The sequence below is a fragment of the Tropicimonas omnivorans genome, from assembly GCF_031846565.1.
Taxonomy (GTDB): Bacteria; Pseudomonadota; Alphaproteobacteria; order Rhodobacterales; family Rhodobacteraceae; genus Tropicimonas_B; species Tropicimonas_B omnivorans.
In genome coordinates this window covers 467,538-481,062 of record NZ_JAVRHL010000001.1, presented here as the reverse complement: position 1 = coordinate 481,062, position 13,525 = coordinate 467,538, and the positions used below count along the sequence as shown (strand labels likewise).

Sequence of the window (13,525 nt, the reverse complement as noted above, 5' to 3'; positions counted from 1 at the left end):
TCAGGGTTCGACCCCCATGACCGGCCGCGCCATCAGGTCCGCCACCTTGCCGAGCGCCTCGGCGAGCCACGCATCGCTCAGCCGTCCGTTGAGATAGACGCGAACCGCGTTCGGAGCGGCCCCGTCCGCGGCGGCGAACTGGTCGGACGGCTTCACGAGGACCCCCCTTTCCGCACAGGCCGCGCTGAAGGACGAGGCGCGCCAATGGGGCGGCAGGGGCAGCCAGATGAAGGGCGTGTCCGCGTCGTAGACCGGCCCCTCGCCGAAGATCCCGCGCGCCATCACGACGCGGCGGTTGCAGGCGGCACGCACGTCCGCGGCGATCCGCATCGCCTCCCCGCTCCGGAACAGGTCCAGCACCACCCGCAGGATGAGCCCCGACAGACCGTACATCTGCTGCTGCGCCACCGTCAGCGCCTGGTTGCCCCAGCCGACCGGCGCGATAAGGGAGCCGAAGCGAAGCGTCGGGCTGATGGATTTCGAGAGCGAGGCGACGTGCCAGGCTCGCTCGGGCGCGAGATCGCGGTAGCCCGAGACCTCGTCCTCGCCGAAGGAGAACGTATCGTCGTCCACGATGTGCAGATCGCGGTCGCGGGCAATCTCCACGATCCGCGCCCGACGCGAAGCGCTGCTGCGCACGAGTGTCGGATTGTGAAGGCGGGAGGACGTCATGAAGACGGCGGGGCCGGAGCGGGCGCAGATCGCGTCGAGCGCCTCGGCCGACGGCCCCTCCCCGTCCATCGGTATGGAAAGCACCTTCGCCTGCGCCAGCGCGCCGACATTGCGGAAGCCGGGATAGGACAGCTCCTCCACGATGAGCGTCCGCCGCCGACCTCGCAGGAGCGTCTCCGCCGCGACGTGGAGAGCATGCTGCGCCCCCGCCGTCACCACCACGTCCTCGCGCGACGCGGGTCCCGTCTGCGCGCGGGGAAGGAAGGCGAGCAGCGCGTCGATCACCTCGAGCTCGTCCGCCCGGCGGGGATATTCCACCATTTCCGCCGTCAGGGACGCCCCGACCCGAGCCATCGCCGCGCCGATGACCGCAGCCTGACCAACCTCGGGAATCACGGAGCTGCGCAGGTTCGCCTCTCCCCTCAGGGGGGTCGCGACCAGCGGCGGCGGTCCTTCGGAATGGCGCGGAGCGACGAACGTTCCGCTGCCCACCCGCGCGACGAGCCGCCCTTCCTCGGTCAGGGCGGAATAGGCGCGGGACACGGTGCCGGGCGTGATGCCCAGTTGCCATGCCAGCTCCCGGACAGGAGGCAACTTGGCCTCGGGCGTCAGCGCACCGGTCTCGATCCTCTCCCGGATCGCATCGGCCAACGCGAGGTATTTGGGGCCCCGGCCCTGGTCCGACATCGAAATTGTATCCATGACAATGAAACCGTTCCAATCGGACTGGCAGGTATTGTATCCCTAATACGTACCCTGATTCCTAAATTGTATCAATACAAAATGGCACATCAAAACGTTTCACGGCGGGCCACCTATGCCCCGATCCCGCCCGCGCCCGGTCTTCTGGAGCGGCTGCGCATCTGGCACACCCGCTGGCAGATGCGCCGCAAGCTGGAAGACCTTCCCCTCGAGCGGCTGCATGACATGGGCATCGATGAGTTCGACATGCGCACGGAGTGTTCCAAACCCTTCTGGCGCCCCTGAAACGCGCTCCCGGCCTCCATCGCAGGTGGACAGGCACGTGCGGTCCCGATAGCGATATGACGATACGGCAGGCAAGATTGCTCCGGACGGGGCGACTATCGATGCCCGCTTCCCGTTCGTCATGCCTGCGAGATTACCCATTCGAACCTATCCCATCCCCTTCAACGAGGAGGCCCGCCTTCGTTCTCTTCTCGGCATTCCGGGACTGACAGCGCAGAACGAGGCCCTCTTCGATTCGATCTGCAGAGCGACACGCGAGCTTCTGGGATGTCAGGTCGCGCATATCAGCATCGTCGAGGACGAGGGGCAGTGGTACAAGTCCGTCGTCGGGTACGACCTCGGCCCGATGCCGCGGGATACGGGTTTCTGCGCCCACACGATCATGTCGGACCAGCCGATGGTCGTCCCCGACCTCAGCAAGGATCCCCGCTTCGCGCGCCACCCGATGGTGGTCGAGGGCGGGCCACAGGCGCGGTACTATGCCGGCGTCCCCCTCGTTCTCTCGTCGGGGCACCGCTTCGGCTCCCTCTGCGGCATCGACCTTGTGCCCCACGAGGCGCCATCCGAGCGGGAGCTCTCCATTCTGACCGAGCTTGGCCGCGCCGTCGTCGCCGCGCTCGAAGCCAGGCCGCCCGAGACCACCGCGCACAAGTCGGACGAGATCGCCAAGTCCACCTTCATCGCGCTCATCGGGCATGAACTCCGCACGCCGCTGACGATCCTGTTCGGAAGCCTTCAGCTGCTGGAACTCACGCTCGGGAAGGGTGCGAATCCGAAGCTGCTCACCGGCGCGCGCAAGTCCGTCGATCACATCATCAAGCTCGTCGAGACGATCATCGCGTTCAGCGATGCCTCGACCGGCGAATTGCGCCTCAACGAGCGCCATTGCGACCTGGGCGACATTCTGGACGAAGTTGCCGCGATGCAGTTGCCGGGGAAGGACGGGGCGATCAAGACCGTTGCCCTCGCGGACGACTCGATCGATGCGCGGATCTACCTCGATCCCGATCAGATCTGGCTCGCCCTGGACGCGCTGATCCTCAATGCCATTAACCATGGCGGCGCTGACGTCACCGTCGGTGCGCGCCTGGTCGATGGCGGGCATATCGAGATCGATGTCTGCGACAGTGGCAGTATCGGCGATCACGTCGATCTGGCAGAGCTTTACGCCCCCTTTGTCGTCGGCGGTAATATCGACAACCGCGACACGCGCGGCGGCCTCGGCCTCGGCCTTCCCCTGACCCGCAAGCTGGTCGAACTGCATGGCGGCGAATTCGAAGTCCGCGCCGAGCCGGACCGAACCCGCGCCATCATCCGCCTGCCAGCCTGGCGCACACAGATGACGGAAACGAAGACCGGCGAGTGAAGGGATGAGCGCGTGCGCTCTCGCCCGGCCACGGCGTAGCCATGGGATGGTACTACGCCTCTGGTCAGCTCAAGAAAAGCTGAGGCGAGCCAAGGAGTTACCGGGGATAACTGGTGCCCAGGAGAGGACTCGAACCTCCACGTCCATACAGACACCAGCACCTGAAGCTGGCGCGTCTACCAATTCCGCCACCTGGGCAGGTGTCGTGAGCGGGGGATCTATAAGGCGGGCGGGGGGCTGTCAACGGCGATTTGAGAACTAGTCTTTCGCTGCGGCGGAGCAGCGCAGATAAGACGCTTGCGGCTTGTTCCCCGACGGGCCTACCGGTAATCCCTAACCGGTCAAAAGCAGATGGAGCGCGCGGCATGACCAGGCTGGTGACGATCTTCGGCGGATCGGGATTCGTTGGACGATACATCGCGCGCCGTGCGGCCGCGGAAGGCTGGCGCGTCCGTGTCGCCTGCCGCCGCCCGGAGGAAGCAGGCTTCGTCCGCACCTACGGCGTTGTCGGGCAGGTCGAACCGATCTTCTGCAACATCAGGGACGACGCCTCCGTCGCGCAGGCCCTCAATGGCGCCGATGCGGTGGCGAACTGCGTCGGAGTTCTCGACGAATCCGGCAAGAACACCTTCGAGGCCGTCCAGGACGAGGGCGCGACCCGCATCGCGCGGCTGGCCGCGGCCGACGGGATCCGGGACTTCGTCCAGATCTCGGCCATCGGAGCGGATGCAGACTCAGATAGCGCCTATGCCCGCACCAAGGCCGCCGGCGAGGCGGGCGTGCTGCAGCACATGCCGCAGGCCGTGGTCCTGCGCCCGTCCATCGTGTTCGGTGCGGAGGACGAGTTCTTCAACCGTTTCGCCGGCATGTCGCGGTTTGGCCCTGTCCTTCCGGTCGTGGGTGGCGAGACGAAGTTTCAGCCGGTCTGGGTGGACGATGTCGCTCGCGCCGCGATGGCGGGCCTGTCCGGCACGGCGAAACCGGGCATCTACGAGCTCGGCGGCCCCGATACCCACACCTTCCGGGAGCTGATGCAGCAGATGCTGCACGTCATCCGCAAGAACCGGTTCGTCGCGAACGTGCCGTTCGGCATCGCCAACCTGATGGCCAGCGGCTTCGGTGCGGTGCGTGCGCTGACCTTCGGGCTGATCAAGGGCCCGATCACCCACGATCAGGTCGCGAACCTGCGCCAGGACAACGTGGTCTCCGGCACTCACATGGGGTTCGACGATCTCGGAATTCAGCCCGCCGCGATGGAAGCGGTCCTGCCGGACTACCTGTGGCGCTTCCGCCCGTCGGGCCAGTATTCGACAGTCAAAGAATCCGCGAAGAAGCTGCGCAACCAGATCTGAGGCGCCGCTTGACGCTCAGCCGGCGCCGAGCCGCTCCCGCAACTCCCTCAGGACCGGTAACGCGGCACGCACGCGCTCCGGTCCGATTTCCTCCACGACCTGCGCCACGATGGGCGCGATGGCCTGCAGAGCGGCATCCCGCGCCTTGCGACCGGCAGGGGAGACGGAGACCCGCTTGCGCCGGGCATCCTCCCAATCGGGGCGGACATGGATGTGCCCCGCCCATTCCAGCTTCGCCAAGGTGTTGCTCATCGCCGCCCGCGTGACCTGGAAGGACTGGGCGAGCTGGGCGGGGCTGCGTTCCTCTTCCAGCCGGGCGAGGTGGTTGAGGACCGCGAAGTGACTGAGTTCCATCCCCCGCGGCATGGCGCGGGACAGACGGTTCCGTGCAAGTTGGTCGACCGTGAAGATCTCGCTGAAGAGCGCGACGGCGAGACTGTCCGTCCGTTCGCTCACGTCGGCTCTCCCATGACCCGCACGTCGAAGACCGCGTCTGAGAGCACGGAGGGGACCTTGCGGCGCGCCTCCGAGACGGCGGCGAGGTCGATCTCGGCGAAATGGACCCCGGGCTCGGTGCCGGCATCGAGCAGGACCTCGCCCCAGGGGGACACCACGAGCGAATGACCGTGCGTCCGCCGCTCCCGGCCCGATGTGGCGCTATGCGTTCCGGTCTGTGCCGGGGCGAGGACGAAGGATCCCGTCTCGATGGCGCGCGCGCGCAGGAGCGGCTCCCAGTGCATCGGGCCGGTGCCGGGAGAGAAGGCGGCGGGGACGGTGAGAATCTCCGCCCCTTGCTGCGCGAGGCTGCGGTAAAGATGCGGGAAACGGACGTCGTAGCAGATCGTCATTCCGATCGTGCCGATTTCCGTCCGTGCCAGGATCGCTTCGCTGCCGGGGCGATATCCGGCCGATTCGCGGTACGTCTCCTCCGGCGAGACATCCACGTCGAACATGTGGATCTTGTCGTACCGGGCCCGCACCATGCCATCCGGCCCGATCAGGAAGGAGCGGTTGGCAAAGCGCCCGTCCGGATCGCCCGATTGCAGCGCCAGCGATCCGATCAGGAGCCAGATCCCGTATTCCTCGGCAGCGGCGGCGAGCGCGGACAGGGTCGCATCCTTCTCCTCCGGCCGCAGCACGGAGGTTTGCCGGGTGCGGTTGGCGGAGACGCAATTGGTGACCTCCGGGGTCAGCACGAACGTCGCGCCGCCCTCGGCGGCCTCCACGATCATGTCGTGGGTGGCGGCAAGGTTTCGGGCAGGATCGTCCGACGCATTGGTCTGGAGGAGCGCGATGCGCATCCCGTCAGGCCGTCAGGAGAGGATCGAGCTTGCCCTCCCGCTCGAGCCCGGCCAGCTCGTCGAAGCCGCCGATGCCCTGACCGTCGATGAAGATCTGCGGCACCGTGCGGCGCCCGCCGGCCTTCTCCATCAGGCTCTCCCGCGCCTCGGCGTCTCCGGTCACATCGATCTCGGTGAACGGAACGTCCTTCTGCTTCAGTAGCCGCTTCGCCGCGTGGCAGAAGCCGCAGGTCTGGGTGGTGTAGATTTCGACAATCGCCATGGGTCGCCCTTCCAAGGTCTGGTTGGGTCTTACTTAGGCTTGAGGAAGGGCCCTTGCCAACGCCAGCACCGAAACCGAGGCCGCGCCCCCGGCGAGACAGGCCTCCGTCGCCGCGGCAAAAGTCGCTCCGGAGGTCATCACGTCATCGATGAGGACGATATCGCGCCCCTTTGCCGCCCCCCGGCGCCGCGGATGCAGGGCGAGGCGGTCCATCACGTTGGCGAAACGCCCGTCATAGCCGCGGCCCGCCTGCGTCGGCGTGTACTGGGTACGGGTGAGGAGGTCGGGAACGCACTCCGCCTCCGCGTGGCGCGCGACGGATTGCGCAAGAAGAGCGGCCTGATTGTAGCGGCGTCCGGCGAGCCGGGTCCAGTGGAGGGGAATGGGCGCGATCAGGGGAGCGCCGCTCAGCAGATCCGCTCCGGCCGCGGCCATCCAGCGACCTGCCGGGCGTGCCAGTTCCGTCCTGTCGCCGTGTTTCAGACCGAGGACGATGCGCCGCGCGCTTCCGCCATAGACGAGCGCCGCACGCCCCCTCTTCCATGGTCTCGCGATGGACAGGCAGGCGTCGCAAATCACGCCGGCCGCCTCCTCTTCGCCCCCGACCGGAACGCCGCACAGCTCGCAGATCGCGCCCGATATCACCTCCAATCCGGACCAGCAGTCTGCGCAGAGGCCGCCATGGTCGGCCACCGGCACGGGGCAGCAGATGCAGTGCGGCGGATAGACCTGCCTCAGGAGGGTTTGCATTCGCGCCAGCAATGTCTAGCTCCGCTTGCATGAGTGAACGCCCGCTACTGGCCGACCGCCCGGCCCTCGCCCTCAGACGTGCCCGCGCCCTTCGCGCCGGCCTTGCCGATTTCCTGCATCTGGCCGTCGCCGACGAGGCCGATGAAAGACTGATGGACGTTAACAGGGCGTTTACAGCGCCTGCCGTCATCTCCCCCTTTCCTGAACTCTGGTCGGGCCTGCGGCCCGGAAGTACGTGCGTCGCGGATGCCGAGACGCTGCCGCTGTCGCCGGGGGCTCATGATCTGGTCCTCGACGTCCTGTCCCTCCACTGGTCGAACGATCCGGTCGGGCAGATGATCCAGGCGCGCCGCGCCCTGAAGCCGGACGGGCTCTACATCGCCTGCTGTTTCGGCGGCGAGACGCTGACCGAGCTGCGCACCGCCCTCGCCTCGGCGGAGGCGGAGATCGCCGGCGGCCTGTCTCCCCGCGTGGCTCCGATGGGCGAAATCCGGGATCTCGGCGCCCTGATCCAACGCGCCGGGCTGGCCCTTCCCGTGGCCGATCAGACGCGGCTCAAGGTAAGCTACGGCAGCCTCGGCGCACTGATGCATGACCTCCGCGCGATGGGAGAGACGAACGCCCTTGCCGCACGCCACCGGGCCGTGCCGCCCCGTTCGCTTTTCGAGCGCGCCGAGGCGCTTTACCCGCGGGATGCAGACGGCCGCCTGCCGGCAACCTTCGACCTCGTCTGGCTGACAGGCTGGAGCCCGGATGCCTCCCAGCAGCAACCACTCCGGCCCGGCAGCGCGCAGGTGCGGCTCGCTGACGCGCTCGGGACGGCCGAAGAGCCGTTGCATGATGAAGCCATGCCGGGCGAGGATACCGGGCCCGCGGGACAGCGGACGCCACGCAATTCCGAGGATTCGACACGATGAACGACATGACACCGTCGACCGCGGCGCACCTCCCGGCGGACCACCCGCCCGTCAAGCGTCCGAAGGTCGGCATCCTGGTCGCCAACCTTGGCACGCCCGACGGCACCGATTACCGCTCCATGCGCCGATACCTTTCGGAGTTCCTGAGCGACCGGCGCGTGATCGACTACTCGCCCTGGATCTGGCAGCCGCTTCTGCAGGGAATCATCCTGTCCAAGCGCCCCTTCACATCCGGGAAGGCCTACCGCTCCATCTGGAACATCGAGGCGGACGAGAGCCCGCTCGCGACGATCACCAAGGCGCAGAAGGCCGGCATCGAGGCGCGGCTGAAGGCGGCGCATGGCGATGACGTGATGATCGACTACTGCATGCGCTACGGCAATCCCTCGACCGAATCCAAGGTCCGCGCGATGACCGAGGCGGGCTGCCACCGCATCCTCTTCTTCCCGCTCTACCCGCATTACGCCGGCGCGACCTCCGCCACGGCGAACGATGCCTTCTTCCGGGCCCTGATGAAGGAAACCTGGCAACCGGTTGCGCGCGTCGTTCCGCCCTATTTCGACCGCCCCGATTACATCGACGCTCTGGCCGGATCGGTGCTCGAGACGCTTGGAGAGACGCAGCCGGACGTGCTCGTCTGCTCCTATCACGGGCTGCCTGAACGCTACCTCAAGCAGGGCGATCCGTATCACTGCCAGTGCCAGAAGACGACGCGCCTGCTCCGGGATCGCCTCGGGTGGGACACGGACCGGGTGGTCACGACGTTCCAGTCGAAATTCGGCCCCGAGGAGTGGCTTCAGCCCTACACCGTCGAAGAGGTCGCGCGTCTGGCGAAGGCGGGCAAGAAGCGCATCGCGGTCATGGCGCCTGCCTTCTCGGCCGACTGCATCGAGACGCTGGAGGAGATCAACGAGGAGATCCGGGAGAGCTTCGAGCATGCCGGCGGCGAGAGCTTCACCTACGTGCCGTGCCTCAACGAAGGCGCCGCGCATCTCGACATGCTGACCCGCGTCATCGAGGAGAACCTGCGAGGCTGGGTCGACTGATCCGGATGCCACTCGCGCCGCGAAGCGAACGCTGAATGTGAAAAAAGGCGGGGAATACCCCGCCTTTTTCCGTAATTTACGTCGTGAACCCGTGTCTTACGAGTTGGAGACGGCGGCTGCGATCAGGACGAGCAGCAGGATCGGAACAATGATGCCGCCGTTGGAGGACGAGGTGTCCTCAACGATGACTTCCGGCTCCATGATCGGCTCGGCGAGACCGCCAGCGAACGCACCGGTTGCAGCCACGGAGAGCGCAGCGGCGAGAGCGACTTTTTTCATGTCAACCTCCAGTTAACGCACGGACACGGTCAGTGAGGATGCCCGCGCACCCAAGTAGTACCTCGTGTCCAAATCTGTTGCAGAGCGACCTCGCCATTGCAATTGCGCAAAGCTCGAAATTCCGCCTCCCGAAGGCGATGTCGTCAAATTAGCAACACCTGGGCGCCGGGCCTCACGAGCGAATAAAGTTCTGCGATATGCTCGTTGTAGAGGCCGATACAACCGCTGGAAGAACGCCGGCCGATCTTGCGCGTGTCATGCGTGCCATGGATGCGGTAATACTTCCACGACAGGTAGAGCGCATGCGTGCCGAGCGGATTGTCCGGCCCCGGAGGGACGTGCGCCGGCCATTCGGGATTGCGTTTGCGCATGTTCGGTGTCGGCGACCAGGACGGCCCCTCGACCTTTCGAACCACGGATGTCCGCCCCAGCCGGGTCAGATCATCCGACAGGGGGACGGAGCTGGGATACAGCTTGTACGTCCCGCCATCGGCGGACCAGTAATGCAGGGCGCGGGACTTGGTATCGACCAGGATCGCTCCGCCGCGCAGGGATTTGAAGTGCTCCCGCCAGCCCTGCATGATGAAGGACGACTGGTTCCGGCTGGTGGGGGAGAGGCCACCGATCGGGGTCGTGCTCTGGGCAAGGGCCGGGGTCGCAAGTGTCGCAAGGCCGGCCGCAAGGAGCGCGCGCCGGGACAGGCGGTGTGAAAGCTCATCTGACATGGGAGCCCTCCTGACTGGTTGGGGACGTCGCAGTGTACGGCGGAGGGGGGCACGCGGCAACGACGAAGGGTTAACGCTTCGTAAACGCATCGCGAATATCGGCGCGTCGGCATCATTCCACCGCCAATGTCGCACGATCGGCGGATTTGTTTGAAGGTTCCGTTGGGCAAGGGTATGGGGTCACGGTCTCATTTTGATGCCCAATCAGGACAGATCCATGCTGCGACTATTCCCGGCGCTCTCGATTCTCGCTCTCGTTATCGCGGCTTGCACCCCTGTCGCTCCGATCGACACGACCACGCCGGACGGCATCCGCGTCTACAACATCAGCGCCAGGGATGCAGGGGAGATCCAGTTCCGGGTCCTCGATTCGGTCAACACGCTGCGCTCGGCGCAGGGCCTGACGCAGCTCCAGCTCGACGCCTCGCTGAACGCCGCCGCCGCCACCCATTCGCGTGACATGAGCGTGCAGAACCGGCCCTGGCATTTCGGCTCCGACGGCTCCTCCCCGCTCGATCGGGTGCGCCGCGCCGGCTTCAATCGGCAGCTCATCGGCGAGAACATCTCCGAGACCTATGAAACCGAGCTCCAGACCCTGTCCGCTTGGATGACCGAACCCGATACGCGCTCGGTCATCATGGATCCGCAGGCCCGGTCCCTGGGCTTCTCCTGGTTCCAGGAGCGCAACGGCAAGATCTGGTGGACGCTGATCACCGGCACCTGATCGCGCCCTGAACAGTGGACACCACCGCTCTTCTCGCCATCGCCGCCGGCATCCTCGCCTTCGCCCTGATCTCGCGCAGGGCCGAGGCCGGGATGGTGACGGCGCCGATGGTCTTCACCGCCTTCGGCTTCGTCGCAGGCAGTGGCGTCCTCGGCGTGATCGATCCGCAGATCCAGAGCAGCAGCCTTCAGACCTTCGCCGAACTCACCCTCGTGGTCGCGCTCTTCACCGATGCCGCCCGAATCGACCTGCGCCGCCTCGGCAGCGAACATGACGTGCCACTTCGCCTCCTCGGGATCGGGCTTCCGTTGACCGTGGCGGCCGGGACGGGCGCCGCGATGCTCCTCTTTCCGACCCTCGGTCTCTGGCCGGCGCTGCTCATCGGCGTCATCCTCGCGCCGACCGATGCGGCCCTCGGACAGGCCGTCGTGTCGGATGCCCGCGTGCCGCAGCGCATTCGCCAGGGTCTGAACGTCGAGAGCGGGCTCAATGACGGCATCGCCTTTCCCGCCCTTCTCTTCATCGCGTCCTTCGCGGGCGGCGCGGTGGAGGATCTTGGCGTCGGCAGCGGCGAGATCGGTGCAATGGGCTGGGCGTCCTTCATCCTAGGCCAGCTCATCCTCGGCCCGCTCGTCGGCCTCGGTGTCGGGCTCGGCGGGACGTACCTCATCACGCGGGCCCATGCGCGGGAGTGGATGAACGAGATCTTCCTGCGAATCTCCACCCTCTGCCTCGCCATCATCGCCTTCACCGCCGCCGAGCTGGTGGGCGGCAACGGCTTCATCGCGGCGTTTGCCGGGGGGCTGATCGTCGGGACGCGCTCCCGCGTCGTGCTCGAGGGTGTCGAGGATTTCGGGGAGACGGAGGGACAGCTTCTGACGCTGCTCGTCTTCCTGCTCTTCGGGGCGGTCCTGCTGCCGGAGCTCGAATCGCTAGGGCTGCGGCACGTGCTCTACGCGATCCTGTCGCTGACGGTGCTGCGGATGGTGCCGGTTGCGCTGTCCCTCGTCGGGACGAGGATGGCGCCAGCGACGGTGCTGTTCCTCGGCTGGTTCGGCCCGCGCGGCCTCGCCTCCATCCTCTACCTTCTGCTTCTGACGGAAAGCGGTGCGGTGCCAGGGATCGAGGAAATCCAGCGCGTCGTGTTCCTGACCGTGCTGATGTCCATCGTGCTCCACGGCGCGGCCGCGGCTCCGCTTGCCGGGCGTTACGGGCGCTGGATCAAGACGCAGGACGACGCTCCCGAGCATCGCCCGACCTTTCCGTTCCCGGTCAGGATGCGCAGCATGCGGCAGAAGGCGGGCAAGACGTAACCGCCTGCGATGTCATGGGAAAATGTCGATCGGGGTTCCGTCGCGCACCATGGCGTAGATGTGTTCCATCTGCTTGTCGGAAACGGCGATGCAGCCGGCCGTCCAATCCCGGACGTTCTCGGGATCGCGGCCCTTGCGCGGCCCGCCATGGATGAAGATGTCCCCACCCGGAGAGCGATTGAGCGCCCGCGCCACCTCGACATCCCGCTCGTTGGGGTAGGAAATGCCGATGGACAGATGGAAGGCGCTGTTCGGATTGCGCTTGTCGATGGTGTAGGCGCCCTCGGGCGTGCGCCCGTCCCCCTCGTAGACCTTGTGGCCCACGGGCCTGAAGCCGAGGCCGACATCGTAGGTCCGAAGGGGCTTGTCGTAGTGCCAGAGCACCAGCTTCCGCTGCGATTTATAGAGCTGAACGCGAGTGACTTCCGGCCCGTTATAGGTCCGGAACTTGTCTGCGCAGCCCGCGAGGAGGGCCGCGGTGCCCGCAAGGAGCATCGATCGCCGCGTGAAGATCATTCTTCGTTTGTCCACTGCCCGTGTTATTTTGAGGTAAACATATCCGAAAACGGGCCGACGTTGAAGTTCACATGCAGGTGAGCGGTCAGCCGCGCGACAGCTTCGCCACGATCTCCACGTGAGGGGACCAGCGGAACTGATCCACCACCCGCAGCCAGTCGATGCGGAAGCCTGCCTCCACGAGGATCGCCGCATCGCGCGCGAAGGTGGCCGGGCTGCAGGATACGGAAGCGACGACCGGAACGTTCGACGCCGCTATTTCCCTCATCTGGGCTTCGGCGCCGGCGCGCGGCGGATCGATGACGATCCCGTCCACCTTCGCAAGCTCATCAGGCAGAAGCGGCCGGCGAAACAGATCCCGGGCAATGGTGGTGATCTTCTTCAGTCCGCTCGCATTCCGCCACGCCGCGTCCAGCGCATCGATGGACTCGCGCTCGCCTTCCACCGCGATCACCTCGGCGGACCGGGCCAGCGGCAGGGCGAATGTCCCGCAGCCGGCGAAGAGGTCCGCCACCCGCTCGGCTCCCGACAGGGCCTCCGCCACATCCGCCCGGATCGCGGCTTCGCTGGATGCGGTCGCCTGCAGAAAAGCGCCGGGCGGGGGCGTGACGGCGATCCCGTCCACCCGCACCACCGGCGGCTCCTCCTGCGCGATGGGCTCGCCGTTCCACGTGAAACGCACGATTCCATTGGCCCCGGCAAGCCGTGCGAGGTCCGTCCTCAGCTCCCGATCGAGGGGCTTTCCGCCGCGGACGGACAGGTCGATGCCGTTCTCTGCATCGATCACGGTCAGGGCGACCTCCCCGCTGCGCGACGCCCCGGCCTGGACGATCTCCGCCAGCACCGCCCGTGCGGCGAGGAGCTTCGGCGTGAGGATCAGGCAGCCGGGAATATCGGTGACCGTATCGCTTGCGGCTGCATGGAACCCGATGAGGGCTCCCTTCTTCAGGCGGCGCCCCGAGAGCGTCGCCCGGCGCCTGCTGTTCGGCGGGACCACGTGGATGTCCCGGAACGGCGCGTCCAGACCCTGCGCCGCCAGCGCCGTTCGCACAACCTCCTCCTTCCAGGAGGCGACGAACGCGTCCGAGGCATGTTGCAGCGAGCACCCGCCGCAGGCCTTGTAGTGGCGGCAGGGCGCCGCGATCCGGTCGGCCGAGGGTGTCTCGATCCGCAGCTGCGTCAGGCGGGAGCCCTCCGGCACTGCGGAGACGACCTCCCCCGGGAGCATCCGCGGCGCAAAGTACGGTCCGGGCGCGATGCCGTCGCCGAGATGTCCCAGCCGCTCGATCTGGGCAGTGATCCGATCCGACATTGC

16 protein-coding genes and 1 tRNA gene are annotated in these 13,525 nt (G+C 66.7%); 7 read left to right on the top strand and 10 right to left on the bottom strand.

Features of this window, described 5'->3' with window-relative positions:
• Window positions 1–1,359 (bottom strand): aminotransferase-like domain-containing protein, encoded by a 1,359-nt coding sequence (locus tag RM543_RS02405; protein WP_311689267.1) that lies wholly within the window; start codon window positions 1,357–1,359, stop codon window positions 1–3.
• Window positions 1,360–1,455: 96 nt separating this feature from the next.
• On the opposite strand from RM543_RS02405, the gene RM543_RS02400 reads away from it, so the two are divergent.
• Both RM543_RS02400 and RM543_RS02395 read left to right on the top strand, forming a co-directional pair.
• On the top strand, window positions 1,456–1,659 hold the full coding sequence (locus RM543_RS02400; protein WP_311689265.1) for a DUF1127 domain-containing protein: 204 nt from the start codon (window positions 1,456–1,458) through the stop codon (window positions 1,657–1,659).
• A 121-nt stretch (window positions 1,660–1,780) separates the two neighbouring features.
• A complete protein-coding gene (locus RM543_RS02395; protein WP_311689263.1) occupies window positions 1,781–3,025 on the top strand; it encodes a GAF domain-containing sensor histidine kinase in 1,245 nt (414 codons plus the stop codon).
• A 111-nt stretch (window positions 3,026–3,136) separates the two neighbouring features.
• Here the strand turns inward: RM543_RS02395 and RM543_RS02390 are convergent.
• Window positions 3,137–3,223 (bottom strand) — tRNA-Leu (locus tag RM543_RS02390).
• 167 nt (window positions 3,224–3,390) lie between these two features.
• Between RM543_RS02390 and RM543_RS02385 the strand changes: the two genes are divergently transcribed.
• On the top strand, window positions 3,391–4,377 hold the full coding sequence (locus tag RM543_RS02385; RefSeq protein ID WP_311689262.1) for a complex I NDUFA9 subunit family protein: 987 nt from the start codon (window positions 3,391–3,393) through the stop codon (window positions 4,375–4,377).
• A gap of 15 nt (window positions 4,378–4,392) precedes the next feature.
• On the opposite strand, the gene RM543_RS02380 is transcribed toward RM543_RS02385, so the two are convergent.
• Genes RM543_RS02380 through RM543_RS02365 form a run of 4 tightly spaced genes read right to left on the bottom strand, consistent with a single transcriptional unit; the run spans window position 4,393 to window position 6,690 of the window.
• Window positions 4,393–4,833 (bottom strand): MarR family winged helix-turn-helix transcriptional regulator, encoded by a 441-nt coding sequence (locus tag RM543_RS02380; protein ID WP_311689260.1) that lies wholly within the window; start codon window positions 4,831–4,833, stop codon window positions 4,393–4,395.
• Complete coding sequence (locus RM543_RS02375; RefSeq protein WP_311689258.1) at window positions 4,830–5,678, bottom strand: carbon-nitrogen hydrolase family protein; 849 nt, start codon at window positions 5,676–5,678, stop codon at window positions 4,830–4,832. The genes RM543_RS02380 and RM543_RS02375 overlap by 4 nt, the downstream gene beginning before the upstream one ends.
• A 4-nt stretch (window positions 5,679–5,682) precedes the next feature.
• Window positions 5,683–5,940: a glutaredoxin 3 gene (grxC, locus tag RM543_RS02370; RefSeq protein WP_311689256.1), complete on the bottom strand. Its 258-nt coding sequence runs from the start codon at window positions 5,938–5,940 to the stop codon at window positions 5,683–5,685.
• A gap of 33 nt (window positions 5,941–5,973) precedes the next feature.
• The gene (locus RM543_RS02365; RefSeq protein ID WP_311689254.1) at window positions 5,974–6,690 is read right to left on the bottom strand and encodes a ComFC family protein; all 717 of its coding nucleotides are present in this window, start codon (window positions 6,688–6,690) and stop codon (window positions 5,974–5,976) included.
• A 29-nt stretch (window positions 6,691–6,719) separates the two neighbouring features.
• On the opposite strand from RM543_RS02365, the gene RM543_RS02360 reads away from it, so the two are divergent.
• Complete coding sequence (locus RM543_RS02360) at window positions 6,720–7,607, top strand: methyltransferase domain-containing protein (protein ID WP_311689252.1); 888 nt, start codon at window positions 6,720–6,722, stop codon at window positions 7,605–7,607.
• Window positions 7,604–8,653 (top strand): ferrochelatase, encoded by a 1,050-nt coding sequence (gene hemH / locus RM543_RS02355; RefSeq protein WP_311689250.1) that lies wholly within the window; start codon window positions 7,604–7,606, stop codon window positions 8,651–8,653. The genes RM543_RS02360 and hemH overlap by 4 nt, the downstream gene beginning before the upstream one ends.
• 96 nt (window positions 8,654–8,749) lie before the next feature.
• Here hemH and RM543_RS02350 read toward each other — a convergent pair whose 3' ends face one another.
• Together RM543_RS02350 and RM543_RS02345 are read right to left on the bottom strand one after the other, a co-directional pair.
• Window positions 8,750–8,932 (bottom strand): hypothetical protein, encoded by a 183-nt coding sequence (locus tag RM543_RS02350; protein ID WP_116084780.1) that lies wholly within the window; start codon window positions 8,930–8,932, stop codon window positions 8,750–8,752.
• 143 nt (window positions 8,933–9,075) lie between these two features.
• Window positions 9,076–9,657: a L,D-transpeptidase gene (locus tag RM543_RS02345; protein WP_311689247.1), complete on the bottom strand. Its 582-nt coding sequence runs from the start codon at window positions 9,655–9,657 to the stop codon at window positions 9,076–9,078.
• Between the two features lie 217 nt (window positions 9,658–9,874).
• Here RM543_RS02345 and dalA point away from each other — a divergent pair, with 217 nt between their 5' ends.
• The gene (gene dalA / locus RM543_RS02340) at window positions 9,875–10,381 is read left to right on the top strand and encodes a divisome-associated lipoprotein DalA (RefSeq protein WP_311689245.1); all 507 of its coding nucleotides are present in this window, start codon (window positions 9,875–9,877) and stop codon (window positions 10,379–10,381) included.
• Between the two features lie 14 nt (window positions 10,382–10,395).
• Window positions 10,396–11,694, top strand: a complete 1,299-nt coding sequence (locus RM543_RS02335) for a cation:proton antiporter (RefSeq protein ID WP_311689243.1) — start codon at window positions 10,396–10,398, stop codon at window positions 11,692–11,694.
• 12 nt (window positions 11,695–11,706) lie between these two features.
• On the opposite strand, the gene RM543_RS02330 is transcribed toward RM543_RS02335, so the two are convergent.
• Both RM543_RS02330 and RM543_RS02325 read right to left on the bottom strand, forming a co-directional pair.
• Window positions 11,707–12,210 carry a L,D-transpeptidase family protein gene (locus RM543_RS02330; protein WP_311689242.1) on the bottom strand — a complete coding sequence of 168 codons (504 nt, stop codon included), beginning with the start codon at window positions 12,208–12,210 and terminating at the stop codon, window positions 11,707–11,709.
• Window positions 12,211–12,295: 85 nt separating this feature from the next.
• A complete protein-coding gene (locus RM543_RS02325) occupies window positions 12,296–13,522 on the bottom strand; it encodes a class I SAM-dependent RNA methyltransferase (protein WP_311689240.1) in 1,227 nt (408 codons plus the stop codon).
• Window positions 13,523–13,525 lie beyond the last annotated feature (3 nt).

What these genes read in the sequence shown, in the direction of transcription:
- RM543_RS02375 (WP_311689258.1), bottom strand. Translation starts at nt 5,678, where the DNA reads ATGCGCATCGCGCTCCTCCAGACCAATGCGTCGGACGATCCTGCCCGA.
- RM543_RS02350 (WP_116084780.1), bottom strand. Translation starts at nt 8,932, where the DNA reads ATGAAAAAAGTCGCTCTCGCCGCTGCGCTCTCCGTGGCTGCAACCGGT.
- RM543_RS02325 (WP_311689240.1), bottom strand. Translation starts at nt 13,522, where the DNA reads ATGTCGGATCGGATCACTGCCCAGATCGAGCGGCTGGGACATCTCGGC.
- hemH (WP_311689250.1), top strand. Translation starts at nt 7,604, where the DNA reads ATGAACGACATGACACCGTCGACCGCGGCGCACCTCCCGGCGGACCAC.
- dalA (WP_311689245.1), top strand. Translation starts at nt 9,875, where the DNA reads ATGCTGCGACTATTCCCGGCGCTCTCGATTCTCGCTCTCGTTATCGCG.
- RM543_RS02395 (WP_311689263.1), top strand. Translation starts at nt 1,781, where the DNA reads ATGCCTGCGAGATTACCCATTCGAACCTATCCCATCCCCTTCAACGAG.
- RM543_RS02405 (WP_311689267.1), bottom strand. Translation starts at nt 1,359, where the DNA reads ATGTCGGACCAGGGCCGGGGCCCCAAATACCTCGCGTTGGCCGATGCG.
- RM543_RS02400 (WP_311689265.1), top strand. Translation starts at nt 1,456, where the DNA reads ATGGCACATCAAAACGTTTCACGGCGGGCCACCTATGCCCCGATCCCG.
- grxC (WP_311689256.1), bottom strand. Translation starts at nt 5,940, where the DNA reads ATGGCGATTGTCGAAATCTACACCACCCAGACCTGCGGCTTCTGCCAC.
- RM543_RS02330 (WP_311689242.1), bottom strand. Translation starts at nt 12,210, where the DNA reads ATGATCTTCACGCGGCGATCGATGCTCCTTGCGGGCACCGCGGCCCTC.
- RM543_RS02360 (WP_311689252.1), top strand. Translation starts at nt 6,720, where the DNA reads ATGAGTGAACGCCCGCTACTGGCCGACCGCCCGGCCCTCGCCCTCAGA.
- RM543_RS02345 (WP_311689247.1), bottom strand. Translation starts at nt 9,657, where the DNA reads ATGTCAGATGAGCTTTCACACCGCCTGTCCCGGCGCGCGCTCCTTGCG.
- RM543_RS02365 (WP_311689254.1), bottom strand. Translation starts at nt 6,690, where the DNA reads ATGCAAACCCTCCTGAGGCAGGTCTATCCGCCGCACTGCATCTGCTGC.
- RM543_RS02385 (WP_311689262.1), top strand. Translation starts at nt 3,391, where the DNA reads ATGACCAGGCTGGTGACGATCTTCGGCGGATCGGGATTCGTTGGACGA.